Origin of the sequence: Amycolatopsis sp. FBCC-B4732 (genome assembly GCF_023008405.1) — a bacterium.
GTDB lineage: Bacteria > Actinomycetota > Actinomycetes > Mycobacteriales > Pseudonocardiaceae > Amycolatopsis > Amycolatopsis pretoriensis_A.
Genome location: NZ_CP095376.1, coordinates 6325221 through 6351551, shown reverse-complemented (window position 1 = coordinate 6351551; position 26331 = coordinate 6325221). Strand labels below are relative to the sequence as shown.

Here is a 26331-nt window from a genome sequence, read left to right as displayed (position 1 = left end):
TCGCACGGGGCTGGGCTGTTCCGCGAGGTCACCGGGTACGGTGGCTCACCATGAGCGAGAAGATCCGGGTGGCCGTCGTGTTCGGTGGGCGCAGCAGCGAGCACACCATTTCCTGCCTGTCCGCGGGCAGTGTGCTGGGCCACCTGGACCCCGCGCGGTTCGAGGCCGTGCCGGTCGGGATCACCCGCGAAGGCCGCTGGGTGCTCGGCACCGGCGACTCCGCGCAGCTCGCCATCCGCGGCCGGGAACTCCCCTCCGTCGACGACGGCAAGGGCCTCGTCCTCGCCGGTGACCCCTCCAGCCAGGGGCTCGTCGCCGTCGAGGCCGGGCGGGAAAGCGAGCTCCTTTCCCAAGTGGACGTCGTCTTCCCGGTGCTGCACGGCGCCTTCGGCGAGGACGGCACCATCCAGGGCCTCCTCGAACTCGCCGGCATCCCGTACGTCGGGCCCGGCGTCCTCGCCAGTGCGGCCGCCATGGACAAGGAGACGGCGAAGAAACTCCTTGCCGCCGAAGGGCTTCCGGTCGGGACCTACACCGCGCTCCGCCGTGACCAGTCCACTTTGGACGAGCAGGCCAAGAGCAGGCTCGGCCTGCCCGTCTTCGTCAAGCCGTCGCGCGCCGGGTCGTCGGTCGGGATCAGCCGGGTGACCGCGTGGGACGACCTCGACGCCGCCATCGAGCTGGCCCGCGCCACCGATCCGAAGGTGCTCGTGGAGGCCGCCGTCGTGGGCCGCGAGGTCGAATGCGGCGTGCTGGAATTCCCGGACGGCCGCGTCGAGGCGTCGCTGCCCGCCGAGATCCGCGTGCTGTCCGAAGACGAAAACGCTTGGTACGACTTCGAAACCAAGTACCTCGGGGACGACGCCGAGCTGGACATCCCGGCCAAGCTCGACGACGCCCTCACCGAAAAGCTCCGCGCCATGGCCGTGGAAGCCTTCAAGGCGCTCGACTGCCAGGGCCTGGCCCGCGTCGACTTCTTCGTCGGCGAAGACGGCGAGCTGACCATCAACGAGGTCAACACCATGCCCGGCTTCACGACGAAGTCCGCCTACCCGAAGATGTGGGAGGTCACCGGCGTGGACTACCCGACGCTGCTGAGCACCCTCGTCGACACCGCGATCGCCCGCGGGACGGGTCTGCGCTAGGAGAACCGCAGCGGCTGCGGCGCGAGCTTCGCGGCCACCGTGTCCGAGATCTGCTGCAACGGCCCGGTCCCGGCGCTGTCCGGCACCGTGAGCGCCGCGTAGACCTCGCGGTCCACGACGTACCACGTCGACGCGCCTTCGCCCGGCACCTGCAGCCACTGCACCTTGTTCACCAGCCGCAGCGCCGCCGTCGGGGTCAGCTCCGGGGGCCGGTTCAGGCCGCAGCGCAGCACCAGCGGGTCGTCCGTGCCCCACGCGACCGTCGCCGGCGGGGCCGGGTCGGCCAAGGCGCGCACCTTCAGAGAAGCCCCGTTGGACGTCAGTTCCGTCGGCACCGCGCCCAGCAGCGTCGTGCAGCCGGGTGAACCCGCGAAGGGCGCCGGCACCGGGACCAAGGGCAGCGGTCCCGCGGTGTCCGAGGAGGAGCGCTGGGTCAGCGCGAAGACGGCGACGGCGACCGCCAGGGCCACGGCGAGCGCGGTCGCGGTGACGAGCACCACGCGGGGAGGGGCTCCGGTGTCGGAATCAGGCACCGGACCACTACACCACCGAAGTCTTTTCGGGGGGTCCGGGGGGTCGTCCCCCCAGGGGCCGCACTGCTCAGAGGTGCACGACCGGGCAGGTCAGCGTCCGCGTGATGCCTTCCACGTTCTGCACCTTCGCGACCACGAGCTGGCCCAGCTGGTCGACACTGTCGGCGGTCGCCCGGACGATGACGTCGTACGGTCCGGTGACATCCTCCGAGCTGGTCACGCCCGGGATGCTCGAGATCTCGGCCGCCACCGCGGCTGCCTTGCCGACCTCGGTCTGGATGAGGATGTATGCGTGGACCACGGCGCGCCCTTTCGTCGGGATCGGTCAGCTCAGGTAGGAACGTATCGCCAGCTCATCGAAAAACATAGGGCATCCGACTATCGGTGATCGACTCTTTGTCCCGGTAGAGAAAGCAGAGGTGACCGGTGTCACCGAACGACGGAACGGTCGCCGAGACCGGGGAGTTCGCGCTCATCCGCGCCGTCACCGAAGGACGGCGCCAGCCGCCGGGCACGCTGCTCGGCCCGGGTGACGACGCCGCCGTCGTCGCCGCGCCCGACGGCCGCGTGGTCGCCAGCACCGACGTGCTCGTGCAGGGCGTGCACTTCCGGCTCGACTGGTCGCCGCCCGAGCACGTCGGGCGCAAGGCCGTCGCGGTCAACCTGGCCGACATCGCCGCCATGGGCGCCACGCCGACCACCGTCCTGGTCGGGATCGCCTGCCCGCCCGACACCCCCCGCGAGGTCGTCACCGGCCTCGCCGACGGCATGTGGGCCGAGGCCGAGCGCGCCGGCGTCGGCGTTTCCGGCGGCGACATGGTGCGCGCCGACCAGCTCGTGATCAGCGTCACCGCGCTCGGCGACCTGGGCGACCGCGAACCGGTGACGCGCTCGGGCGCCCGGCCCGGCGACCTCCTCGCGGTCTGCGGGCGGCTCGGCTGGGCCGCCGCCGGGCTGGCCGTGCTCGGGCGCGGGTTCCGCTCCCCGGTCGGCGTCGTCAACGCCCAGCGCTGCCCGGAACCGCCGTACGAGGCCGGTCCGCGCGCCGCGCTCGCCGGGGCCACCGCGATGATCGACGTCTCCGACGGCCTCCTCGCCGACCTGGCCCACATCGGTGAGGCCTCCGGCGTCGGCATCGACGTCCGCACCGCCGACCTCGACGTCCCCGCGCGGCTCACCGAAGTCGGCGCCGCGCTGGGCGCGGACCCCCTGGACTGGGTGCTGACCGGCGGGGAGGACCACGCCCTCGTGGCCACGTTCCCGCCCTTCGCCGAGCTGCCCGAGGGCTGGCGCACGATCGGCGTCGTCACGATGGCCGACTCCGGGATCACCGTGGACGGGAAACCGTTTTCGCGAGAAGCGGGCTGGACGCACTGGCGCTGATCTAGGCTCGGGAAGCGTGAGAATCGTTCCGGTCCCCTACGACCACCCCGACGCGGCCAAGCTCATGGCCGCGGTGCAGCAGGTGTACGTCGAGCGCTACGGCAGTGAGGACGCCACCCCGATGAGCCCGGCGGACTTCGACCCGCCGGAGGGCCTGTTCCTCATCGGCTACCAGGGCGGGGAAGCCGTCGCGTGCGGTGCGTGGCGCGCCCACGACGGCCCCGCGCCGGACTTCCGGGACGGCGACGCCGAGTTCAAGCGGATGTACGTCGCCGATTCCGCCCGCGGCCGCGGGTTCGCGCGGATGATCCTGTCCGAGCTGGAACGCACGGCGGCGCTGTGCGGCCGCAAGCGCGCGGTCCTGGAGACCGGCACCAAGCAGCCCGAGGCCATCGCGCTCTACACGTCGTCCGGCTACGCCGAGATCCCGAACTTCGGCGTCTACAAGAACGAGCCGGAAAGCCGCTGCTTCGGCAAGGACCTCACCTCGGAGTGAGCTTCAGCAGGGCCGCCGCGTGCGGCCGCAGGGACGCCGAGACGCCGGTGCCGACCTCTTGGTGCGCCCACACGTCCCGGACGGTCCACGAGCCGGGGATCGACGCGGAGACGGTCGCGGTGGTGCTGCCGGTGTTGAGCAGCACCACCGCGAAACCGCCGCCGGTCAACGGTTTTCCCCACACCTGGTAGCCGGGGCCCGCGTCGAGCCGCCGTCCCTGTCCGCCCGCGAAGTCCTGGTCGACGGCGATCGCCTCGGGGTTGGCGAGCGTCGTGAGATCCGCGTCACCCAGCTTCGCCGGGTCGGTGCCGGCGAACAGCGGCGCGTTCAGCACGGCCCAGACGCTGAAGTGCGCGCGGGACTCGTCGGCGGTCAGCGTGCCGTTGCCGACCTGCAGCATGTCCGGGTCGTTCCAGCCGCCGGGAGCGCCGCTGTGGACGGCGACGCCGGCCTGCTGGTCGATCGTCGCGAGCACCGAGTCCCAGGTCGGGACGAGGTCGTCGGTCGTGCGCCAGAGGTTCGCCACCGGCCGCGCCCAGGTCCACGGGCTCGAGACGCCGTATTCGGAGATCGCGTAGACGATCGGGCGGGGCAGCGCGGCGAGCTCGTCGCGCATCTTCGCGAACGCGGCCTTCCGGTCGAGGCCGTCGACGGTGTCGGCGTTGCACCAGTCGTACTTGAGGTAGTCGACGCCCCAGCGGTCGAACGTCTCGGCGTCCTGGCGTTCGTGGCCGAGCGAGCCGATGCCGGACGCGGGGTAGGCGTCGTTGGCCATCGCGCACGTCCGGCTGCCGGGCACCGCGTAGATGCCGAAGAACAGGCCGCGCGAGTGCACGTAGTCGGCGAGCTCGGCGATGCCGTGCGGGAACCGCTTCGGATCCGCCTGCAGCGAGCCGTCCGCGGCCCGGGCGGGGGCCTGCCAGCAGTCGTCTACGACGACGTACTGGTAACCCGCGTCACGCAGACCGGTGTCGGCGAGGGCGTCGGCCGCCCGCTTGACGACGTCCTCGGTGAGGTCGTAGCAGCGGACCTGGTTCCAGCTGTTCCAGCCCATCGGCGGCGTGGCGGCCAGGTCGTTCGCCCGCGATGGCGGCGGGGCGGTCAGGCTGAGCAGCCAGGTCAGCACGATGAGGAGGAGCACGAGGGCCGTGCTCCCGGTACTGGCGTTCCGGTTCGAGGCGATGCCGTGATCCAATCGCACGGCACGTGAAACCGCAGTCACCGGAGGCGGCATGCCGATCTACGCACTCGGTTCGCTCGAGCCGACGATCCACCCCGACGCCTACGTCCACCCGGACGCCACGGTGATCGGCGACGTCCGGATCGGCGCGTTCGCGTCCGTCTGGCCGCAGACCGTGCTGCGCGGAGACCACGGCTACATCGAGATCGGCGAGCGCTCGAACGTCCAGGACGGCTGCGTCCTGCACTGCACCGAGCGGCACCCGACGATCCTCGGGCCGTCGTCGGCGATCGGGCACGCGGTGCACGTCGAGGGCGCGACGATCGGCACCGGCTGCCTGATCGCGTCCGGTTCGGTGGTGCTCAACGGCTCGGTGATCGAGGACGGCGGCATGGTCGGCGCGGGCGCGGTGCTCTCGTACGGCTCGTACGTCAAGACCGGGGAGATCGCGCTCGGCGTGCCCGCGAAGGTGCGGGAGAACAAGTCGTTCGGCCCGGAGAGCATCGCCATGGTGGTGGATTCCTACGTCGGGCGCGGGCAGCGGTTCCGGACCGAGCTGCGGCGGCTCGACCCGCTCGGGTGACCTCGCCCACGCCCGGTAGGCTTGCGCGCCGTGACCGCACGACCGCTGCAGGACATCGTCGAGGCAGGCTGGGCCGAGGCCCTGGAACCGGTGGCGCCGCAGGTCGCCGCGATGGGGGAGTTCCTCCGCGCGGAGATCGCCGCGGGCCGGACGTACCTGCCGGCAGGTGAACACGTGCTGCGGGCGTTCAAGCAGCCGTTCCACGACGTGCGCGTGCTCATCGTGGGCCAGGACCCGTACCCGACGCCCGGGCACGCCGTCGGCCTGAGCTTCTCGGTGGCGCCGGACGTCCGGCCGATCCCGAAGAGCCTGGTCAACATCTACAAGGAGTACGCCGACGACCTCGGCCACCCGCTGCCGGCCAACGGCGACCTGACGCCGTGGGCCGACCAGGGCGTGCTGCTGCTCAACAGGGCGCTGACCGTGCAGCCCGGCAAGTCGAACTCGCACCAGGGCAAGGGCTGGGAAGAGGTCACCGAGCAGGCGATCAAGGCCCTCGCGGCCCGGTCGGAGCCGATGGTCGCGATCCTCTGGGGCCGCAACGCCCGCAACCTGCGCCCGCTGCTGGGCGAGGTCCCGTGCATCGAGTCGGCGCACCCCAGCCCGCTCTCGGCGCACAACGGCTTCTTCGGGTCGCGGCCGTTCAGCCGCGCGAACGAAATGCTGGAGAAGCAGGGCGCGGCCCCGGTCGACTGGAAACTCCCGTAGGTTCGGTGTCCGGATCGGAGTGTCGGCTCCGACCAAGGGGAAACGGACCTTGGAGGGCACCATGAACGTCACTTCGGCCGACGGCACGCCGATCTTCTTCGAGCAGCGCGGTTCCGGCGCGCCGGTGATCCTCGTGGGCGGCGCGTTCAACGACCGCACGACCGTCGCGGGCCTGGCGGAAGTCCTGGCCGCGGACTTCACGACGATCGCCTACGACCGGCGCGGGCGCGGCGACTCCGGCGACTCGCCGGACTACGCGGTCGAGCGGGAGATCGAGGACATCGCGGCGCTGATCGCCCACGCCGGCGGGACGGCGTCGGTGTTCGGCCACTCGTCGGGCGCGGTCCTCGCCCTGGAGGCGGCCGCGGCGGGCATCGGCATCGACCGGCTGGTGGCCTACGAACCGCCGTACGCGACCCCGGACCAGGACCGGGGCGACGTCCTCGGGCAGGTGCGGGCCCAGCTCGCGGCGGGTGACCGCGACGGCGCCGTGAAGACGTTCCTGATGGTGGCGGGCACGCCGGAAGAGATGGTCGAAGGGATGAAGCAGGCCCCGGTGTGGGGCTGGTTCACCGGCCTGGCGCACACGCTCCCGTACGACCTGACGATCTGCGGCCCGGGCGCCCGCCCGCGGCTGGACCACCTGGCGAAGATCGCGGTCCCGGCGCTGGTGATCGGCGGCGGCGCGAGCCCCGAGGGGCTCCAGGCGGGCGCGCGCGTGGCCGCCGAGGCGGTGCCGGGGGCGCGGCACGAAACCCTGGCGGGGCAGGACCACGGCGTGCTCCAGTACCCGGAGACGCTCAAGCCGCTGCTGACGGACTTCCTGAAATAAAAAATGGCGGGTGCTCCGAGGAGCACCCGCCACCCAAACTCTTCTCGCCTCAGCCGCGAACGACCTTGCCCGCCTTGATGCACGAGGTGCACACGTTCAAGCGCTTGCGCTGGGACACACCCACCTTGGCGTGGACGGTCTGGATGTTCGGGTTCCACCGGCGGTTGGTACGGCGGTGGGAGTGCGAGACCGACTTGCCGAAGCCGGGTCCCTTGCCACAGACGTCGCACACGGCAGCCACGTCGAACTCCTTTGGATCTGGGTCATAGAGATGAGCCCAGATGCACTGGGCAACTCGACCATAGTAACTACTGCTTTCGCGGCCCCCGGCACCGGGTCGATACGCTGCCCGGAGACCGGTCAGGAGGTTACGGGGTGCGGGTGCTGGACGCGGCGGCGGTGTCGGCCTGGGCTGCGGGTTGTGTGCACAGCCTGGCGACCCTGCGCCCGGCCATCGACGGGATCAACGTCTACCCCGTCGCCGACTCCGACACCGGCTCCAACATGCTCTTCACGATGACCGGCGCGGCCGGAGAACTGGCCGCCACGCAGCCGGCGGACGCCGCCGAAGCGCTGAAGACCCTCGCGCGGGGCGCGGTGGCCGCCGCCAAGGGCAACTCCGGCGTGATCCTGTCCCAGGTCGTGCGCGGCCTCGCGGACCGCGCCGAGGGGGAGCTGGACGGCGCGTGGCTGGCGGAGGCGCTGGGCCACGCCGACGAGGTCGCCACCGGCGCCGTCAGCCGCCCGGTCGCCGGGACCATCCTCACCGTGCTGCACGCCGTCGCGCTCGCCGTGCGCGGCGACACGAGCCCCCTGGCGGAAATCGCCGCGAAAGCCGCGAAAGAGGCCGCGTACGCCCTGGAGAAGACACCCGAGCAGCTGCCCGCGCTGGCCAGGGCCGGGGTCGTCGACGCCGGTGCCCGCGGGCTCGTGGCGGTGCTCGACGCCCTGGTCGGGGTGCTCACCGGCGCGCCCGTCGAGCAGGAGCACGCCCTCGAAGTCCACGCCGCCCCGCACAGCGAGGTCTACGCGTGGGAGGTCATGTACCTGCTCGACAGCGTCGACGAGGCGAGCCTGCCGACCCTGCGCAAGGAGCTCAGCGGCCTCGGCGACAGCGTCACGGTGGCCGGCGACGGCTCGGGCAGCCACGCCGTGCACGTCCACTGCGCCGACATCGGGGGCGCCATCGAGGCCGGCCTGGCCCTCGGCCGCCCGCGCCGGATCCGGGTCGAGCCGCTGCTCACGCCGACGCCGATCGAACCCGGCGGCGGGATCGACCGCACGGTCGTCGCCGTCGTCCACGGCGGGGAGCTGGCCGAGCTGCTGCGCGCCGAAAGCATCCCGGTGCTCGCCGTGCCGGAGGGGCGGACGCCGAGCGTCGAGGACGTGATCAGCCTGCTCAACGAGGCCGCCGGGCGGCACGTGACGGTGCTGCCGGGCAGCGTCGCGCTGACCGCGGCGGTCGACACCGCGGCCGGGCACGCGATGGCCGCCGACCGGGACGTCGTGGTCATCCCGTGCGTGTCGCCGGTGCAGGTGCTGGCCGCCCTGGCCGTGCACGACGCCGGCCGCCGCACCAACGACGACGTCGTCGCGATGGCCGAAGCCGCCGCCGCGACCAGGCGTGGCGAACTGCGGATCGCCCAGGAGGAGTCGCTAACCTGGGTGGGCCGGGCCCAGTCCGGTGACGTCGTGGGCCTGGTCGACGACGAGGTGGTCCTGATCGAGCCGGCGCCCGCGTCGGAGACGAACCTGGTCGCCGCCGCGATGAACGTGCTGAACCGCATGCTGGCGCTCGGCGGCGAGCTGGTGACGGTGCTGAGCGGGGCCGCCGCGCCGCCCGGGGTGGCCGGGGAGCTCGCGGAGCAGCTGCGGGTGGAGCACCCCGAGGTGGAGCTGACCAGCTACGCCAGCGGCCAGGTGGGCACGGTGCTGCTGATGGGAGTCGAATAGCGAGATGGCCGGACTGCGCGACAAGCTGCCGTTGCTGCTGGGCGCCAAGACGGCGAAGGCGCTCGCCACGTCGTTGGACATCGAGACGGTCAGCGACCTGCTGCGCCACTACCCCCGTCGCTACGCCGAGCGCGGCGAGCTCACCGACATCGCCGGGCTGGAGCTCGGCGAGCACGCCACCGTGCTGGCGCGCGTCGAAAAGGTGAGCAAGCGCCGGATGAAGGCGCGCAACGGCACCATCCTCGACATGGTGATCACCGACGGGAAGCGCCGGCTCACCTGCGCCTTCTTCAACCAGGCCTGGCGGGAGAAGGACCTCGTCCCCGGCAAGACCGGCCTGTTCGCCGGCAAGGTGTCCGCCTTCCGCGACACCCTGCAGCTGACCAACCCCGAGTACGAGCTGTTCGACGCCGAGCGCGAAGCCGAGGCGATGGACAACTTCCTCGCCGCGATCATCCCGGTATACCCGGCGGCGCAAGGGATGCCGACGTGGTCGATCGCCAAGTGCGTGCGGCAGGTGCTCGACGTCCTCGAGGTCGACGACGACCCGATGCCCGCGGACCTTCGGCGGCTGCACCGCCTCGCCGACCTCGAGAACGCGCTGCGCGGCATCCACCGCCCGGAGAACTGGGCGCACCTGGAGGCGTCGAAGAAGCGGCTGAAGTGGGACGAGGCCATGGCCGTCCAGCTGATCTTCGCGCAGCGGCGCCACTCGGCGATCTCGCGCCCGGCGAAGGCGAACCCGCACGTCAGCGGCGGCCTGATGGACGCCTTCGACAAGCGGCTGCCCTTCGACCTGACCGCGGGCCAGCGGGGGATCGGCGACGAGATCGCCGCGGACCTCGCGACCGAGCACCCGATGAACCGGCTGCTGCAGGGCGAGGTCGGCTCCGGCAAGACGGTCGTGGCGCTGCGGGCGATGCTGCAGGTCGTCGACAACGGGCGGCAGACCGCGATGCTGGCGCCGACCGAGGTCCTGGCCGCGCAGCACGCGCGGTCGCTGCGGGAGATGCTCGGCGACCTCGGGCAGGCCGGCGAGCTGGGCGCGGCGGAGAACGCCACGCGCGTGACGCTGCTCACCGGGTCGATGGGGGCGAAGGAACGCAAGAAGTCGCTGCTGGAGATCGTCAGCGGCGAAGCCGGGATCGTCGTCGGTACGCACGCGCTGATCCAGGACCACGTCGAGTTCGCCGACCTCGGCCTCGCCGTCGTCGACGAGCAGCACCGCTTCGGCGTCGAGCAGCGTGACGCGCTGCGCACCCGCGGCGCCGGCGACACCAGCCCGCACGTGCTCGTCATGACGGCGACGCCGATCCCGCGCACGGTCGCGATGACCGTGTACGGCGACCTGGAGGTCTCCGCGCTGCGCGAGATGCCGGTCGGGCGCTCGCCGATCGCCACCACGGTCGTGCCGGTCGCCGAGAAGCCCGCCTGGTTCGAGCGGATCTGGCAGCGCGTGCGCGAAGAGGTCGGCAAGGGGCACCAGGCCTACGTCGTCTGCCCGCGGATCGGCGACGAGCCGCCGTCGGACAAGAGCGACAAGCGGCCGCCGCTCGCGGTCCTCGAAGTCGCTCCCGAGCTGGAGCACGGTCCGCTGCAGGGCCTGAAGATCGGCGTGCTGCACGGCCGGATGCCCCCGGACGACAAGGACGCGGTGATGCGCGCGTTCTCGGCGGCGAAGCTGGACGTTCTCGTGGCGACCACCGTCATCGAGGTCGGCGTGAACGTGCCGAACGCCACGGCGATGGTGATCATGGACGCCGACCGCTTCGGCGTCAGCCAGCTGCACCAGCTGCGCGGCCGCGTCGGCCGGGGCAGCGTGCCGGGGCTGTGCCTGCTGGTCACCGAGGCCCTCGACGGCACGGCGACCCGCGAACGGCTGGCGGCGGTCGAGTCCACCACCGACGGCTTCGAGCTGTCCCGGCTGGACCTGGAACTGCGGCGCGAAGGCGACATCCTCGGCGCGGCGCAGTCGGGGAAGCGGTCCACGCTCAAGCTGCTGTCGCTGCTGCGCGACGAGGACGTCATCGCGGCGTCCCGGCAGAGCGCGCAGGAGATCGTGGAGCAGGACCCGGAGCTGAAGAAGTACCGCGGCCTGGCCCAGATGGTCGACGACGTCGTCGACGTCGACCGGGCGGAGTACCTGGAGAAGAGCTGACGGGTCAGTCTGTCTTCGTGAACACCCCGGCTTTCGCGGCGGCTGCGGCCGCGGCGGCCGCCACTCCGGCGTCCCGCGGTGTCACGCCTTCCCGGGAGACGAACAGGCGGTAGAAGACCGGCCCGCAGGCCACGCGCACGACCTCGACCGGGTCGGTGCCGGCCGGGACTTCTCCGCGCTCGACGGCGCGCTCGACGATGGGGGCGGAGCGGGCGTGGCGGTCGACGTAGAACTCGCGCAGGGCGTCCGCGGCGCGCGGGGAGAGGAACGCGGCCGAGATCGACGCGGTCGGGAGCTCGCGCTCGCCCGGCGAGGTGAAGTAGTGGACGAGCTCCAGGTTGACCTCGCGCAGGTCGCCCTCGAGCGAACCGGTGTCCGGCGCGGTCCACGGCTGCTCGGTGCCCATCAGCAGGGCCGCCGCGACCAGGCCTTCGGCGGACTCCCACCGGCGGTACAGCGTCGTCTTGTGCACGCCGGAGCGCTCGGCGACCGCCTCGACGGTCAGCTCGGCGTACCCGCGTTCCCCGAGCAGTTCCAGGGTGGCGTTCAGCGCGGCGAGGCGGGTCCGCTCGGTGCGGCCGCCCGGTCGGCGCGTGCCGGAAATCTCGGTTGCCAACTGCTACTCCTGTTGCGTTAGTGTGCCCAGTATGCCAGAAACCGAGTCCGTCGCCGTCGCGTCCGTCGCCGACCTGATCGGTGACGCCGAGGTCGTCGCGATCGGTGAGAACAACCATCACATCCGGGAGTTCGGGGCGCTGCGCGACCGCCTGCTGCGCCACCTCGTCGAGGAGCGCGGGTTCACCGTGCTCGGGTTCGAGGGCGGCTTTCCGGAAGGGCACCTGGTCGACTCGTGGCTGCGGGGCGGGCCCGGCGACGTCGCCGATGTCGCGCGTGCGGGCTTCACCTTCGGCCTGGGTGATTCGGCGGAAGTGCACGCGATGCTGACCTGGCTGCGCGGCCGCGGGGTGCGGTTCGCCGGGCTGGACGTCCCGGGTTCCGCGGGGTCGCCGGTGCCCGCGCTGAACGCGCTCCGCGAGCACGTCCTGCGGGTGGACCCGGCCAACGTGTCCCTTGTGGACACGGCGCTGGCGGCGTGCGAACCGTACGCGTCGGTCAGCAGCGCGATCGCTCCCGCGCGGTACAAGGAGATGAGCGTCGAGGCCCGGGACGCGGCGACCGCGGCCCTTACCGTCCTTTGTGGACACGCGGTGGCGCTCGGCTACGACGAAGTCGCCGTGCACCACGCCGAGGGCGCGTTGCGCGTGGACCTCTACCTGCGTGAGCTGGACGCGCTGATGGCGGGCCGGGCGCCCGAACCGCAGAGTTCGTCGCGGGACACCTACATGGCGGCCACGGTGCGGCTGCTGCGGCGGCTGCACCCGGGCGAGAAGATCGTCCTGATGCTCCACAACGGACACCTCCAGCGCGTGCCGTTCTCGCCGATGCCCGGCATGACGGCGCCGTCGGCGGGCACCCACCTCGCCGGGGAACTGGGCGACCGCTATTTCGCGCTGGCGATCACGGCCGTTTCCGGAACGACGACCGGGTTGGCGCCCGAGGAAACCGCGCCGCTCGGGTTCCGGATGTTCGAGCAGGAAATGGGCGAGCCCGCGGAAGGCAGCGTCGAAGCGGTGCTGGCGGACCGGGCGCCGTGCGTGGTCGCGCGGCCGGCGGGTTCGGGCATCCGCCACGCGCACGCTTCCGTGCCGGTCGACGTGGCGGCCGCGTTCGACGCCGTCGTCTGCCTGAAAGGGCAGGAAACGATTTTCCGGTCCGGCGCCGAATAGGTGTGCCCGTTCGGCTGCTTGCCGCAACGGGTGCGGCAGGCGTTCCCTGTTCGGTATGGCGGGGCGGAGGCGCGCGCTCATCGTCGCGAACGGCGAATACGACAACGCGGGTTTGCAGCGGCTGGGCTCACCCGCGGCGGACGCCGACGCCCTCGCCGGGGTGCTGGCCGACCGGGCCATCAGCGACTTCGACGTCCAGGTGGTCCGCAACGAAACCGCGCACGTGGTCCAGGCGGAGATCGAGGACCTGTGCGCGGAGGGCCGCCCGGACGACGTCCTGCTGCTGCACTTTTCCTGCCACGGCTTGAAAGACGACTCGGGCGGCCTGTACTTCGCGGCCCGCAACACCCGCCCGGACCGCCTGCGCTCGACGGCGGTGCCCGCGCAGTTCGTCCAGCAGTGCGTCAGCCAGAGCCGCTCGCGCAGCATCGTCCTGCTGCTGGACTGTTGTTACGGCGGCGCGTTCGGCCAGGGCGTGGCGGTCCGTTCGTCGGGCGACGCGAACGTGCTGGACAGCTTCCGCGGCGGCCGCGGCCGGGCGGTGATCACGGCGTCGAACTCGATCGAGTACGCCTTCGAGGGCGCCCACCTGGCGGAAGGCCAGCCCGCGCGACCGTCGGTTTTCACGTCGGCGCTGGTGGAGGGGTTGCGCACGGGCGAGGCCGACCGCGACGAGGACGGCTGGATCGCGCTGGGCGAGCTGTACGAGTACCTGTTCGACCGCGTCCGCGAGCGCAACCCGAAGCAGACGCCCAGCCGCGACATCGAGATGCAGGGCGAGCTGTACCTGGCGAAGAGCAGACGCCGCCGGATCAAGCCGTCCCCGATCCCGGCGGACCTGTCGGCGGCGATCACGGCGGAGAACCCGTTCACCAGACTGGGCGCGGTGGCGGAGTTGCGGCGCCGCCTGTCGAGCGACAACCTGCCGGTGGCGATGGGCGCGTTCGAGGCGCTGAAGGTGATGGCATCGACGGACATCGAGCACATCGCAGCGGCGGCTTCGGACGCGCTGGGTGACGTGGCGGTGCGGGTGGACTCGCCGGCGATCCACCTTTCGGCCCCGGCGGGAGAGCCGGGTACGGCGACCGTGCGGGCGTTGGGCCCACCGGTGGCGCGGGAGGTGCGCTTCGAGCCGTCCCACCCGTGGATAGCGGTGACGGAGGTCGACGGCGGCGCAAACCTGATGGCGACGGCGGGGGAGAAGGGAACGCGCCGGGGCAAGCTGGTGGTGACCGGCCCGACCGGCGACGTGGTGGTGGAGGTGGAGATCGACGCGATCCCCGCCCCTGAGCCCGCCCCCGCTCCCACGCCTGCACCCGCTTACACCCCCGCTCCCGAACCCACGCGCGCTACGAACCCCGCGCCTGACCCGGCGCCGGGTACCGCAGGGGGTTCCGAACCCGTCCCCGCACCGGCGCCCACGCCACAGGTTGCGTCGGCACCCACGCCCGTTCCGAACCCCGCGCCTGGCCCGGCACCCGACCTCGCGCCCGGCCCCGCAGCACCCGACATCACGTCCGGCCCCGCAGCGGGTTCCGCACCCGGCCCCGCGGCCGCACGGCAGGCCGCATCGGAGCCCGCACTCCCGCCCGCATCACCAGCCGCGCCGGTACCCACGGCCGCGGCGGAGGCCACCAAGCGCCCCAACGTGGCGTTCGGTGCGTCTGACGCACCGAACGCCACATTGGGTGCGTTGGACGCAACCAACGCCACATGGGGACGCGTTCCCGAGCCGGAAGCCACGCCGGAGGTCGGCGCCGGACCCGGACGCGAGACCGAAGCAGCCGAAGCGGCGAAGCCGGCCACCTCGCCGGAAACGGCGCCGGCTGTGGCAGCGAAGCCGGCTCCGAAAGCGGCGAACCTGCCGGAACCAGCGGTCGAGGCCAAGCAGGCTCCGGAACCAGCGCCGGCGGCGGCAGCCGAAGCGGCGAAGCTCGCGACCCCGCCCGGGCAGACAGCCGCAGCCGCAGCCGGGGCCGTCGATCCGGTCGGGGGGTTCGCCGGGATCGCCGCCATCACCGGGGCCGTCTTCGCCGTCGTCGGGCTCGGCCTCCACTACCGGTACGGCGAACCCCTCACCTACTTCCGGCCCGGCATGGAGACCTACGTCGGGATCGTCGCCGCCTGCGCCACTCTCGCCGGGATCCTGGCCCTCGCGCCGCGCACCAGAACCCGCACCGGCCCCGCTCTCCTGCTCGGGACCGGGCTCGCCGGCCTCTTCGGGCTCCTCCGCTTCCTCGGCGACGCCATCACCTACACCGCCGACAGCGACGCCGAACTCGGGGCCGGCTACACCTTCCTGCTCCTCGCGCACGTCGCCTGGACGATCGCCGCGGTCTGCGCGGCGGTGATCCTGCGGAAAGACGCCGGACGGGCACGCGGCCGGCCGGACTGGGCCGCGGTCGGGCTCGGGGTCCTCCTCGCCGCCGCCTGGCTCACGCAGCTGGGGGAGCTCTCACGGCACAGTGACAGCGAGGCCGGGCGCGCCGCCGCCTACTTCCTGGTCGGCGCCATCCTCGCCGTCCTGATCCCCGCCGTCGCGATCTCCCTGCGGAGCGGGTGGGCCGTGCTCGCCACCGGGACCGCCGGGCTCGCGGGTGTCCTGGTGCCCACCTTCGTGGCCGTCGCCGGCCACTCGACCGTCGCCGGGCAGGTGATCGCCTCGAGCGCGATCCTGCTGCTCGTCGTCGACACCGTGGTCCTGGCCCGGCGGAATCAGCCGATCGAGGGACAGCCCTGAGTTGTCGCCCCCGCACCGCCGGGGTACCACGACGATCATGAAGATGCTTCTCGCGGCCGTGGCCACCGTGCTCGCCGGGCCGGCCGCGGCCGGTGGGGCCGGTGGGGTGCAGCCCGACCCGCCCGGCTGGGGGCTGGACCGGATCGACCAGCGCACCGGCCTCGACCACGCCTACCACTACGCGACCGACGCCTCGGGCGTCACGATCTACGTGATCGACAGCGGCGTCGACGCGAACCACCCCGACTTCCAGGGCCGCGTCGCGCCCGGGCGGGACTTCCTCAACGGCGGCTCCGACACCACCGACACCAACGGCCACGGCACCCGTCTCGCCGGGATCGCCGCCGGCAAGGACCACGGCGTCGCGAAGGGCGCGCAGATCGTCCCCGTGCGCGTGCTCGACAAGGACGGCGGCGGCGCCACCGACGCCATCATCGCCGGCCTCGACTGGGTCGCGCAGAACGCCCAGCAGCCCGCCGTCGCCGTCCTCGGGATCGGCGGGGTGCCGAACGACCAGCTCGACGCCGCGGTGAAGCGGCTCGCCGCGGTCGTGCCGGTCGCCGTCCCGGCGGGCAGCGAGACGGCCGACGCGAGCGGGTTCTCCCCGGGCCGCGTCGCCGAGGCGCTCACCGTCGGGGCGACCGACGCCCAGGACCACCCCGACAAGGCGTCCAACTTCGGCCAGGACGTCGACCTGTACGCCCCGGGCGTCGACATTCCCGGTCCGATCGCCGGCGGCACCGGCGCCGGACCCGAATCGGGGACGTCGATGGCGGCCGCGTTCGCCGCCGGCGTGGCCGCGCTCTACCGCGCCCAGCACCCGGAAACGGGCCCCGCGCAGGTGGACCAAGCGCTTGTTCAGGCCGCGACGACGGACGTCCTCAAGGGCGTCCCGGACGGCACCGCCAACCGGCTCCTTTACGCGCCGCCGGGAACCTGAGAAGCTGCCCCACCGGCGGCCCGGCGAATCTTCCACGCGCATGATGTCCATCACCTGGTATGGAACTCCCGCAGAGCGGGAAGAACCGGGTAACGTGCGTTGACTTACCGATCCATACGGGAAGGACCGGGCAATGTTCCGCAAGGTGCTGGTGGCCAACCGCGGGGAGATCGCGATCCGAGCGTTCCGCGCCGGCTACGAACTGGGCGCGGGGACGGTCGCCGTGTTTCCGCACGAAGACCGCAACTCGCTGCACCGGCTGAAGGCCGACGAGGCGTACGAGATCGGCGAACCCGGGCACCCCGTGCGCGCCTACCTCTCGGTCGACGAGATCGTCGCCGCGGCCAAGAAGGCCGGCGCCGACGCCGTCTACCCCGGTTACGGCTTCCTCTCGGAGAACCCCGACCTCGCGCGCGCGTGCGAAGAAGCGGGCATCACCTTCGTCGGGCCGAGCGCCGAGATCCTCGAACTGACCGGGAACAAGGCCCGCGCGGTCAAGGCCGCGCGCGAGGCCGGCGTGCCCGTGCTCGGGTCGTCCGAGCCGTCGAGCGACGTCGACGCGCTGGTCGCCGCGGCCGAGGAGCTGGGCTTCCCGGTGTTCGTCAAGGCCGTCGCCGGCGGTGGCGGGCGCGGCATGCGCCGCGTCGAGGACCCCGCCGTGCTGCGCGAGTCCATCGAGGCCGCCGCGCGCGAGGCCGAGTCCGCCTTCGGCGACCCGACCGTCTTCCTGGAGAAGGCCGTGGTCGAGCCGCGGCACATCGAGGTGCAGATCCTTGCCGACGGCGCGGGCAACATCATCCACCTCTACGAGCGCGACTGCTCGGTGCAGCGGCGCCACCAGAAGGTGGTCGAGCTGGCCCCGGCGCCGAACCTCGACCCGGAGCTGCGTGACCGCATCTGCGCGGACGCCGTCAAGTTCGCGAAGCAGATCGGCTACCGCAACGCCGGCACCGTCGAGTTCCTGCTCGACAAGCAGGGCAACCACGTCTTCATCGAGATGAACCCGCGCATCCAGGTCGAGCACACGGTCACCGAAGAGGTCACCGACGTCGACCTCGTGCAGTCGCAGCTGCGGATCGCGTCCGGCGAGACCCTGGACGACCTGGGCCTCTCCCAGGACAAGATCTACCTGCGCGGCGCCGCCCTGCAGTGCCGCATCACCACCGAAGACCCGGCCAACGGCTTCCGCCCGGACACCGGGATGATCTCCGCCTACCGCTCGCCGGGCGGCTCGGGCATCCGGCTCGACGGCGGCACCGCCTTCTCCGGCACCGAGATCAGCGCCCACTTCGACTCGCTGCTGGTGAAGCTCACCTGCCGCGGCCGCGACTTCAAGACCGCCGTCGGGCGCGCGCGCCGCGCCGTCGCCGAGTTCCGGATCCGCGGTGTCGCCACGAACATCCCGTTCCTGCAGGCGGTCCTGGACGACGACGACTTCCGCGCCGGGCGCGTCACGACGTCGTTCATCGAGGAACGCCCGGAGCTGCTCACCGCGCGCCAGTCCGCCGACCGCGGCACGCGGCTGCTGACCTACCTGGCCGACCAGACGGTCAACAAGCCGCACGGCGAGCGCCCGAAGACGCCGGACGCCACGGTCAAGCTGCCGAAGCTGCCGAAGGACGCCCAGCCGGCCCCGGGGTCGAAGCAGAAGCTCGTCGAGCTGGGCCCGGGCGGGTTCGCGGAGTGGCTGCGGAAGTCGCCGCACATCGGCGTCACCGACACGACGTTCCGCGACGCGCACCAGTCGCTGCTCGCCACCCGCGTCCGGTCGAAGGACCTCCTCGCCGTGGCACCGGTCGTCGCGAACACGTTGCCGGAGCTGCTTTCGCTGGAGTGCTGGGGCGGCGCGACCTACGACGTCGCGCTGCGGTTCCTCGCCGAGGACCCGTGGGAGCGCCTCGCCGCACTGCGGGAAGCCGTGCCGAACATCTGCCTCCAGATGCTGCTGCGCGGGCGCAACACCGTCGGGTACACGCCGTACCCGACCGAGGTGACCACCGCGTTCGTCCGGGAAGCGACGAAGACCGGCATCGACATCTTCCGGATCTTCGACGCGCTCAACGACGTCGAGCAGATGCGCCCGGCGATCGAAGCCGTGCGCGAGACCGGGTCCGCGGTCGCCGAGGTGGCGCTCTGCTACACCTCGGACCTGTCCGACCCGGGCGAGAAGCTCTACACGCTCGACTACTACCTGAAGCTGGCCGAGCAGATCGTCGGCGCCGGGGCGCACGTCCTGGCGATCAAGGACATGGCCGGGCTGCTGCGCGCGCCCGCGGCGACCAAGCTGGTCACCGCGCTGCGCAAGGAGTTCGACCTGCCGGTGCACATCCACACCCACGACACCGCGGGCGGCCAGCTGGCCACCTACCTCGCGGCGATCAACGCGGGCGCGGACGCCGTCGACGGCGCGGTGTCGTCGATGGCGGGCACGACGTCGCAGCCGTCGCTGTCGTCGATCGTGGCGGCCACCGACCACTCGGCCCGGACCACCGGGCTGGACCTGCGGGCGATCGGGGACCTGGAGCCGTACTGGGAGAGCGTGCGCAAGATCTACGCACCGTTCGAGGCCGGGCTGGCTTCGCCGACCGGGCGCGTCTACGACCACGAGATCCCCGGCGGGCAGCTGTCGAACCTGCGCACGCAGGCCATCGCGCTGGGCCTGGGCGACCGGTTCGAGGACATCGAGGCGATGTACGCCGCCGCCGACAAGATCCTCGGGCACCTGGTGAAGGTGACGCCGTCGTCCAAGGTCGTCGGCGACCTCGCGCTGCACCTGGTCGGCGCGGGCGTCTCGCCGGCCGACTTCGAGGCGGAGCCGAACAAGTTCGACATCCCCGACTCGGTGATCGGCTTCCTGCGCGGCGAGCTGGGCGACCCGCCCGGTGGCTGGCCGGAACCGTTCCGCACCAAGGCCCTCGAAGGCCGCGCGGCGGCGAAGCCGGTCGCCGAACTGTCCGAAGAGGACCGCACGGCGCTGGCCGAGCAGCCCCGCCGGACGCTCAACCGGCTGCTGTTCCCCGGCCCGACGAAGGAGTTCGAGGCGCACCGCGAGGCCTACGGCGACACGTCCGTGCTGCCCAGCAAGGACTTCTTCTACGGCCTGCGCCCGGGCGAGGAGTACCCGGTCGACCTCGAGCCGGGCGTCCGGCTGCTCATCGAGCTGGAAGCGATCGGCGAGGCCGACGAGCGCGGTGTCCGCACGGTGATGTCGACGCTGAACGGCCAGCTGCGGCCGATCCAGATCCGCGACCGCTCGATCGCCTCGGACATCCCGGCGACCGAGAAGGCGGAGAAGGGCAACCCGAAGCAGGTCGCGGCGCCGTTCGCCGGCGTGGTCACGCTGCAGGTTTCCGAGGGCGACACGGTCGAGGCCGGTGCCACGGTCGCGACGATCGAGGCCATGAAGATGGAGGCGTCGATCACCGCGTCCGCGGGCGGCAAGGTGGGCCGGCTGGCGATCAACTCCGTCCAGCAGGTCGAGGGCGGCGATCTCCTGCTCGTCCTGGAATGACGCTGATCAACGCGGTCCCGCAGCGCCAAGGCGCGGTGGGACCGCGTTCCGCGGAGCTGCCGGACGGCTGCCTGGCACTGGCGGAGCTGGCCGGGCACGTGCTCGGCCGGCCCGTCCACCACGTCCGGCAGACGCGTGAAGTGTCCGAAGTGGACCGGGGGATCGCGTCCCGCGCGGAGCTGACGGGCCCGAACCGCGCGGCCCAGCTGGCCGCACTGGAAGCCCCGGGCGGCCCGGTGCTGACGATCGGCGGCGACTGCGGGGCCGAGCTGGTCCCGATCGGCGTCGCGCGGTTCCGGCACGGGCCGGGCCTCGGCGTCGCGTGGTTCGACGCCCACCCGGACCTGAACACGGCTTCGACGTCCCCGTCGGGCGCGTTCCACGGAATGGTGCTGCGCTCGCTGTTCGGTGAGGGCGACGCCGAGTTCGCGGCCGACCCGGCTTTGGCGCCGGGCAGCGTCGCTTTGCTGGGGACGCGGGTGTTCGACCCGGAGGAGCGCGCGGCGGTCTCCCGTGGTCTCGCCGTCACTTCGGTGGCGGCGTTGACGGGCGTGGAGAAGCTGTACGTCCACGTGGACCTGGATGTGCTCGATCCGGCGGAGTTCCCCGGTCTCAACCACCCGGAGCCGGACGGCTGGACGATCGGCCGCCTGGTCTCCGAGCTCGACGCGCTGGCCGGGTACGAGATCGTCGGCGCCGGGATCACGGAGTGCGTGGGCACGCCTCGCGAGGTCGAGGTGCTGGAGCCCGTCCTGGCCGCGGTGGGTCGCCTTCTCGTGAGTGTTTAGAGCGGTCCTGACCGCCCTGAACACTCACGACCAGGCCGCGCGGAGGGCGTTGATCGCGGTGTCCAGGTCGGCGCCGAGGTCGCGGGCCTGGGTCAGGTACGCCGTGGCCGCGGCGAGGAGCAGCTCCGCCGGGGCCGGGCGGCCGGGCGGGACGGTGACCACCGTGCCGCGGGCGCGGGCCGTCGTCACCCAGCCCGCCGCCTCCAGCTCGCGGTACGCGCGCGCCACCGTGCCCGACGCCAGCCCGAGGTCCCGCGCCAGCTGGCGGATCGGCGGCAGCCGCGTGCCCTCCGCCAGCGCCCCCGTCGTCACCGCGTGGACCACCTGGTCGTGCACCTGCCGCCAGGGAGCCAGCCCGTTTTCGGTGTCGACGACGATCTTCACGCCGCCGCCGGGAGCCGTTTCAGCGGGGCCGTCACCGCCAGGAACGCGGCCAGGCCCGCCACGACCACCAGGAACGACGCCAGGTCGCCGCCCGGCCAGCCGAGCGCCGTCACCCCGCCGATGCCCAGTCCGATCGCCACCCGCGCGCTGCGGCAGCGCAGCGCCAGGTCGGCCCGCGCCGCGCCGGCCGACGGACGGCGGACGGCCAGCGCCGTGATCGCCGCGCAGAGCACCACCGTGCCCACCGCGAGCGCGAGGAACTTCCACTGGGCCGTCACGGCGAGGTGCACGACCGACCCGGCGGCCGCCAGCGCGCCGAGCACGAGCACCCAGGCCGGGGCGATCGCCGTCAGCGTGCGCGGGGCCAGGTCGGCTTCCCGCCGCGGGCCGCGGGCGGGCCGCTGGGCCAGCAGCTCGGCGATCAGGCCGCCGAGCAGCAGCGTGGCCACGAGCGAGCCCGTCGTCGTGTCGTCGAACAGCGGCGGCAGCGCCAGGAAGAGCCACGGGTACCAGAGCCGGCGCCGTTTCAGGTACCGGACGGCCAGCGCGACCTCCTCGGCGTCCGGGCCGGGGACGCCCCAGCGTTCGAGCAAGCGCTTGCCGTGCTTCTCGCCCGGCCAGAGCACGATCAGGATCGCCAGCCCGATCAGCCCGCCCAAGAGCGCGACCGCCAGCACGTTGTCCCACGGCATGCCGAACCTCCTCGCTTGTATCAACCACACGATACAAGCACGCCGGGTGGCCGCAGCGCGAGCCGCCCGTCGCGGGTACGGCCGTTCGTATGCACGTGAAGGTGCAGTCGGCGGGGTACTTGTCAGCGTTTCGCAGGCAGGTCTCGTGAACTTGTCACAAAAATGACAAGAAATCGGTTTCCTCTCATTCGAGTGACACGTTCGGCGTTAGTTTTTCGATGTGTCCGTTGTCACCCCGCTTCAGGTGCGGGGTACCCGGTCGCGCGTGCGCGCGCCGGAGTCCGGGGGCGGAGCGAAGGAGCTGCGATGACGGTGGAGCGCGGATTCGAACACGCTGCGCCACCGGCCGCACTGCCCCGCAAGCTCGCGGACATCCTGCGCCCGGAGCTGGGCAGCCTCGCCGCGGAGATCGTCGACGAGATCCGCGCGACCATCCCCGCCTACGCCCGCCCGCTCGACGGGCCCTACGGCAAGTCGATCCGCGCCGGCGTCGAGTACGCGATCACGTTGTTCGTCGCGCAGATCGCCGATCCGACGGTGTCGAAGGAGCAGTCCCACGAGGTGCACCACCGGCTGGGGCAGAACGAAATGCGCGAGGGCCGCAGCCTCGACACGCTGCAGTCGGCGTACCGGGTCGGCGCGCGCGTGTCGTGGCGGCGGATCATGCGCGTGGGACGGCGAAGCGGGCTCTCGTCGGCGGTGATGTCCCAGCTGGCCGACGCGATGCTGGCGTTCATGGACGAACTCGCCTCCGTCGCGCTCGACGGCTACCTGGAGGCGAAGGCGCGCACGGCGGGTGCGCTGGAAACGTGGCGCCGCAAGCTGCTCCACCTGATCCTCGAGACCCCGCCCGCGTCGCCCAAGGCGATCGCCGAGCTGGCCCAGCTGATCGGCTGGCCGGTCCCGGCCGACGCGACCCCGGTGGCGGTCTGCCCCGCGGGCGGCGTCGCCCCGGCCCGCCGCCACGCCGGGCTGGACGCGGACGTCCTCGCCGAACTCGACACCGCGGACCCGAAACTGGTGGTGCCGGGCGAGCTGAGCGCCCCGCGCCTGGCGGCCCTGCAGGTGGCCCTGCCGGACTGCCGCCTCTCGATCGGACCGTGCGTCCCGCTCACGTCGGTGGCGGATTCCCTGCGGTGGGCCCGGAACGCGCTCCAGCTGACCGAACGCGGCGTGCTGGCCCCGCGGCCGGTGCTGCGCGCGGAAGAGCACCTGGCGACGCTGCTGGTCAACTCCGACGCCGGCCTGGTCGGCACGCTGCGGCACCGGTTGTTCGCGCCGCTGGCGGACATGACGGGCAAGCAGCAGGAGCGCCTCCTGGAGACGCTGCGGGCGTGGCTGGACAGCCAGGGCAACGTGGTGGAGATCGCGGAACGCCTCGGCGTCCACCCCCAGACGGTCCGCTACCGGATGCGCCAGCTCCAGGCGACGTTCGGCGACAGCCTCCGCGACCCGGCGGCCCGCTTCGAGATGGAGCTGGCGTTGCGCGCGGGCGCGGCCCCGCTCCCGCTGCGGTACCCGGTGAGCGACCTGCTGCCGTCGCCGCGCACCGGGGCCGGGCGTCCACAGTGGACGCCCAACTGAGTGGTCTCGTCACCACCACGGTGGGGCTGAAGCAGCGGTTCTGCACCGGGTTGGCGGTGAAGCTCGATCGCAAGTGAGAACGGCGTGGCTTGGGGGGCGTAGCGGACCCCGGCGAGCCCGCGGTGAACGCCGCCGGGCCGGTGCCCGGAAGCAGAAGGCCCGGTTGAGCGGGTCCCAGAACACCTGCGGGATCACGACGCCGACATTCGCGGTGGCGGGGAGGGTGTTCGTCGCGGTGATCACGAGGGTCCCGCTGCCACCGGACCGGTGAACCAGGCCAGGACGGCGGCCGTCGCGACGGCCAGGGGCAGCGTGCGGTGTGCTCTCACGGCTCCTCCGCTCAGAGGACGGTGATCCCCGGCTGGAAGGCGGTGCCCGGGGACCGCGGTGTGCAGACCGACTGCATCGGTAGCCACGCGTCGGCCGTCTTCTTGTGGAACTGCAGGGATTCGGTGATCGGCGTGCCCAGCCCGAACACGATCGAGCCCGGGGTGCCCGCGGTGAACGTGACGTCGGGGGCCTGCTCGGTGAAGGTGAGCGAGCCGCTGTTCGTGATGGACTGCTCGGGGACGCTGCCGGTGATCGGCGCCGCGGCCGGGTTCGCGTTCGTCGCGGTGATCGTGGCCGCGAAGGAGCCTCGCACCCGGTCGTAGCCGGCCGCGACGAAGAGCGAGCGGACCGCCGGGCTCAGCACGTGGCTCAGCTGGATCCCGCTGACCGTGAAGGGGTACCCGGACGAAACCGGGTCGGGGGCCGTGAGCGAGCCGGCGAACGTCGACGTCAGCGGGGCGACGCCCGGGTACGTGCAGCTGTAGGTGAGCGTGCCGGTCCGGGCGGTCGTCGTCCCGGCGTGGGCCGGCACCGCGGTCAGGCCGGTGAGGAGGAGTGCTGCCGCGAGGGCGGCCCCGGTCCTCATGAGATCGCGATGCTCGGGCTGAACGCCGTGTTCTGCGCCGGGCTCGTCACCTTGAGGGTGCAACTCGACGACCAGGGCGTCCACGTCCCGGTCGACTTCTTGTGGAGCTCCAGGGATTCGCTGATGCCCGTGCCCATCGCGAAGCCGACGGAGCCCGCCGCGCCGGCGGTGAACACCTGGGGCGAACCGATCACCGAGCCGCTCGTGAACGGGTTCGCGGGGAAAGCGCCCGAGAGCACGCCAGCCGCCGGGGTCGCGTCGCTCACGCTGAACGTCGTGCTGATCGAGCCGCGCACCTGGTCGTAGCCGAGCGCACCCAGCAACGACTTCACCGCGGCCGAGTACACCACCGTGGCGTAGGGCGTGACCGTGAACGGCTGGCCGGGGTGGGGATCGGTGACGTCCAGGTGCGCCATGAGCGTCGTGGGCTGGGGTGCGACGCCCGGGAACGTGCAGGTGTACGTCAGCGCGCCCGTGTTCGTCGTGACTGTCGCGTTCGCCGTGCCCGCCGTCAGGCCGGTGACGAGCAGCGCTGCCGCGGTGGCCGGTCCGATCCTCATGTGATCCCCTCAGTTCGGTTTCTTGGCCGCCGCCTTCTTCGCCGCGGCGGAGCCCGTCGGAGGCCCGGTGGAGCCGTCCGGGCACTGGGTCTGGTCCGGATCGGTGCACACGATCAGGTTGTAGGTGTCGACGAACGCCTGGTTGCCGCCGCCCGAGCTCATCCCGGTCAGCAGCGGGTTCAGGTCCTGGCCGGCGGCACCGCAGCCGGTGAACGCCGGGAGGTCGAAGCCCTTCTCCGGGTCGGTGCGGATGTGGCCGACGCCGAACGCCTCGTACGGGCCGTTCAGGGTCAGCGTCACCGGCTTGCCGGACACGCACCCCGGCCCGAGGTCCAGCGGGACTCCGTTGACCTTCGCGTTGCTCAGCTTCGCCATCACCTGCAGCGTCGTGTTCAGGTAGGTGGCTCCGGTGTCCGGGTCGGTCGTGATCGCGCCGGCGAACTCGATGAGCTTGCTGTTGCGCCAGTCCACCGGCAGGAACTCGACGGTCGCGGTCACCGGCACGAACCCGAAGCCGAGGAACGTCGCCGTCGCCGGGTTGAACGTCGTCGAGCCGGTGACCCGCGAGCTGCCGTCGACCAGGTTGAGGATGAACAACCCGTTGAACAGGAACGCGGGATCGGCGATGACGGTCGCGCCGAGCTTCCGGACCGTCGACTTGGTCTGGATCGTCACCAGGCTCAGCGGGACGGCGAACTCGTCTTCGGTCGGGGGATCGCCGGGGCCGGGTGCGTCAGCGGCCGCGGCCTGCTGCTGCGCCTTCGTGCCCGGCGTGACCTTGGGCAGCACCATCACCTTGCCCAGCGTCGTCGGCTGCCCGGCGTCCAGCGCGCACGCGACCGGCTTCGCGGCGGGATCCGCGGGCGGCGGGACGGCGGCGAGCGCGAGCGACGGCGCGGTGACGTCGAAGGTGACGGCCCCGACGGTGTTCAGCGCGATCTCGGGCACCGTGCCGGTGGCCGTCAGGGTGACGTCGCCGGTCTCCGGCAGCGGGGTGGCCGGCACGGCGAGGGTGACGGGGACCTTGTCCGCGCGGTCGTCCTTGTGCACGGCGAGGTCGAACCGCACCTCACCCGCCAGCGAACCGGCGGTGGTGCCGGCCGGGAGGTAGGACAGCGCGACGTCGCGGGGGAGGGTGAGCTTCGTGGAAAAGCCGCCGAGCTTCAGCGAAGCCCCGGTCCGCGCCTGGGCGGGCAGCGTGGCCGACGTCTCGGCGGTGAGCGCGCGGGCGCCGAGCGGGTCCGCGAACGGGCACGTCACCGAAACCGACGTCACCGCCTTCGTGTCCGGCGGGACCGCGGGCGCGGGTGCGGCCGAGCCGACTCCCGTGAGCGCGCCGTTCACCGCGGAGAGCAGGCCGACGCCTGCCAGCGCGGAGATCGTGAGGGTGCGGGGCCGGACTCGACGTGGCATCGGTTTCCCTGGGTGCGTGCGGAAGCGGCGGGGTGGTCCCGGTGC

General features: G+C 72.4%; 24 protein-coding genes. 14 read left to right on the top strand and 10 right to left on the bottom strand.

From position 1 onward, the window contains the following. Positions 1-50 precede the first annotated feature (50 nt). Positions 51-1145, top strand: a complete 1095-nt coding sequence (locus MUY14_RS27735) for a D-alanine--D-alanine ligase family protein (RefSeq protein WP_247013369.1) — start codon at positions 51-53, stop codon at positions 1143-1145. On the opposite strand, the gene MUY14_RS27730 is transcribed toward MUY14_RS27735, so the two are convergent. Beyond that, on the bottom strand, positions 1142-1678 hold the full coding sequence (locus tag MUY14_RS27730; protein ID WP_247013367.1) for a DUF3515 domain-containing protein: 537 nt from the start codon (positions 1676-1678) through the stop codon (positions 1142-1144). The genes MUY14_RS27735 and MUY14_RS27730 overlap by 4 nt on opposite strands. A gap of 67 nt (positions 1679-1745) precedes the next feature. Further along, positions 1746-1979: an Lrp/AsnC family transcriptional regulator gene (locus MUY14_RS27725; RefSeq protein WP_247013365.1), complete on the bottom strand. Its 234-nt coding sequence runs from the start codon at positions 1977-1979 to the stop codon at positions 1746-1748. 125 nt (positions 1980-2104) lie between these two features. On the opposite strand from MUY14_RS27725, the gene MUY14_RS27720 reads away from it, so the two are divergent. Next, positions 2105-3061, top strand: a complete 957-nt coding sequence (locus tag MUY14_RS27720) for a thiamine-phosphate kinase (RefSeq protein WP_247013364.1) — start codon at positions 2105-2107, stop codon at positions 3059-3061. A 16-nt stretch (positions 3062-3077) separates the two neighbouring features. Beyond that, a complete protein-coding gene (locus tag MUY14_RS27715; protein WP_247013362.1) occupies positions 3078-3557 on the top strand; it encodes a GNAT family N-acetyltransferase in 480 nt (159 codons plus the stop codon). Here the strand turns inward: MUY14_RS27715 and MUY14_RS27710 are convergent. Further along, positions 3544-4698 (bottom strand): glycoside hydrolase family 27 protein, encoded by a 1155-nt coding sequence (locus MUY14_RS27710; RefSeq protein ID WP_247013360.1) that lies wholly within the window; start codon positions 4696-4698, stop codon positions 3544-3546. The genes MUY14_RS27715 and MUY14_RS27710 overlap by 14 nt on opposite strands. A gap of 91 nt (positions 4699-4789) precedes the next feature. Between MUY14_RS27710 and MUY14_RS27705 the strand changes: the two genes are divergently transcribed. The 3 genes from MUY14_RS27705 to MUY14_RS27695 all read left to right on the top strand — a co-directional run bounded on the left by MUY14_RS27705 (position 4790) and on the right by MUY14_RS27695 (position 6860). Next, a complete protein-coding gene (locus tag MUY14_RS27705) occupies positions 4790-5320 on the top strand; it encodes a gamma carbonic anhydrase family protein (RefSeq protein ID WP_247013357.1) in 531 nt (176 codons plus the stop codon). Positions 5321-5350: 30 nt separating this feature from the next. After that, entirely contained in the window at positions 5351-6028 is a 678-nt protein-coding gene (locus MUY14_RS27700; protein WP_247013355.1) for a uracil-DNA glycosylase, read from the top strand. 61 nt (positions 6029-6089) lie between these two features. Then, complete coding sequence (locus tag MUY14_RS27695) at positions 6090-6860, top strand: alpha/beta fold hydrolase (protein ID WP_247013353.1); 771 nt, start codon at positions 6090-6092, stop codon at positions 6858-6860. 49 nt (positions 6861-6909) lie between these two features. Here the strand turns inward: MUY14_RS27695 and rpmB are convergent, their stop codons facing one another. Beyond that, a complete protein-coding gene (gene rpmB / locus MUY14_RS27690) occupies positions 6910-7101 on the bottom strand; it encodes a 50S ribosomal protein L28 (RefSeq protein ID WP_003091970.1) in 192 nt (63 codons plus the stop codon). Between the two features lie 134 nt (positions 7102-7235). Here rpmB and MUY14_RS27685 point away from each other — a divergent pair, with 134 nt between their 5' ends. Beyond that, positions 7236-8813 (top strand): DAK2 domain-containing protein, encoded by a 1578-nt coding sequence (locus MUY14_RS27685; RefSeq protein ID WP_247013351.1) that lies wholly within the window; start codon positions 7236-7238, stop codon positions 8811-8813. Positions 8814-8817: 4 nt separating this feature from the next. After that, positions 8818-10971: an ATP-dependent DNA helicase RecG gene (gene recG / locus MUY14_RS27680; RefSeq protein WP_247013349.1), complete on the top strand. Its 2154-nt coding sequence runs from the start codon at positions 8818-8820 to the stop codon at positions 10969-10971. A gap of 4 nt (positions 10972-10975) precedes the next feature. Here the strand turns inward: recG and MUY14_RS27675 are convergent, their stop codons facing one another. Then, entirely contained in the window at positions 10976-11587 is a 612-nt protein-coding gene (locus MUY14_RS27675; protein WP_247013347.1) for a TetR/AcrR family transcriptional regulator, read from the bottom strand. 31 nt (positions 11588-11618) lie between these two features. On the opposite strand from MUY14_RS27675, the gene MUY14_RS27670 reads away from it, so the two are divergent. The 5 genes from MUY14_RS27670 to MUY14_RS27650 all read left to right on the top strand — a co-directional run bounded on the left by MUY14_RS27670 (position 11619) and on the right by MUY14_RS27650 (position 20737). Further along, positions 11619-12758, top strand: a complete 1140-nt coding sequence (locus tag MUY14_RS27670; RefSeq protein ID WP_247013345.1) for an erythromycin esterase family protein — start codon at positions 11619-11621, stop codon at positions 12756-12758. A gap of 55 nt (positions 12759-12813) precedes the next feature. Next, positions 12814-15498, top strand: a complete 2685-nt coding sequence (locus tag MUY14_RS27665) for a caspase, EACC1-associated type (RefSeq protein ID WP_247013343.1) — start codon at positions 12814-12816, stop codon at positions 15496-15498. Positions 15499-15541: 43 nt separating this feature from the next. Beyond that, a complete protein-coding gene (locus MUY14_RS27660) occupies positions 15542-16438 on the top strand; it encodes a S8 family peptidase (RefSeq protein ID WP_247025266.1) in 897 nt (298 codons plus the stop codon). 133 nt (positions 16439-16571) lie between these two features. Beyond that, complete coding sequence (locus tag MUY14_RS27655) at positions 16572-19949, top strand: pyruvate carboxylase (RefSeq protein ID WP_247013341.1); 3378 nt, start codon at positions 16572-16574, stop codon at positions 19947-19949. Further along, positions 19946-20737: an arginase family protein gene (locus tag MUY14_RS27650; protein WP_247013339.1), complete on the top strand. Its 792-nt coding sequence runs from the start codon at positions 19946-19948 to the stop codon at positions 20735-20737. Before MUY14_RS27655 ends, MUY14_RS27650 begins: the two co-directional genes overlap by 4 nt. 24 nt (positions 20738-20761) lie before the next feature. Here the strand turns inward: MUY14_RS27650 and MUY14_RS27645 are convergent, their stop codons facing one another. Both MUY14_RS27645 and MUY14_RS27640 read right to left on the bottom strand, forming a co-directional pair. Beyond that, positions 20762-21121 (bottom strand): GntR family transcriptional regulator, encoded by a 360-nt coding sequence (locus MUY14_RS27645; protein WP_247013338.1) that lies wholly within the window; start codon positions 21119-21121, stop codon positions 20762-20764. Beyond that, entirely contained in the window at positions 21118-21813 is a 696-nt protein-coding gene (locus MUY14_RS27640; RefSeq protein WP_247013336.1) for a hypothetical protein, read from the bottom strand. The genes MUY14_RS27645 and MUY14_RS27640 overlap by 4 nt, the downstream gene beginning before the upstream one ends. Positions 21814-22119: 306 nt before the next feature. On the opposite strand from MUY14_RS27640, the gene MUY14_RS27635 reads away from it, so the two are divergent. Continuing rightward, the gene (locus MUY14_RS27635) at positions 22120-23397 is read left to right on the top strand and encodes a CdaR family transcriptional regulator (RefSeq protein WP_247013334.1); all 1278 of its coding nucleotides are present in this window, start codon (positions 22120-22122) and stop codon (positions 23395-23397) included. A gap of 340 nt (positions 23398-23737) precedes the next feature. Here the strand turns inward: MUY14_RS27635 and MUY14_RS27630 are convergent, their stop codons facing one another. The 3 genes from MUY14_RS27630 to MUY14_RS27620 are packed head-to-tail and all read right to left on the bottom strand — an operon-like array spanning position 23738 to position 26286. Further along, the gene (locus tag MUY14_RS27630; protein WP_247013332.1) at positions 23738-24313 is read right to left on the bottom strand and encodes a DUF6801 domain-containing protein; all 576 of its coding nucleotides are present in this window, start codon (positions 24311-24313) and stop codon (positions 23738-23740) included. Then, complete coding sequence (locus MUY14_RS27625) at positions 24310-24873, bottom strand: hypothetical protein (protein WP_247013330.1); 564 nt, start codon at positions 24871-24873, stop codon at positions 24310-24312. The genes MUY14_RS27630 and MUY14_RS27625 overlap by 4 nt, the downstream gene beginning before the upstream one ends. A gap of 9 nt (positions 24874-24882) precedes the next feature. After that, positions 24883-26286, bottom strand: a complete 1404-nt coding sequence (locus MUY14_RS27620; RefSeq protein WP_247013328.1) for a DUF6801 domain-containing protein — start codon at positions 26284-26286, stop codon at positions 24883-24885. Positions 26287-26331: the final 45 nt, after the last annotated feature.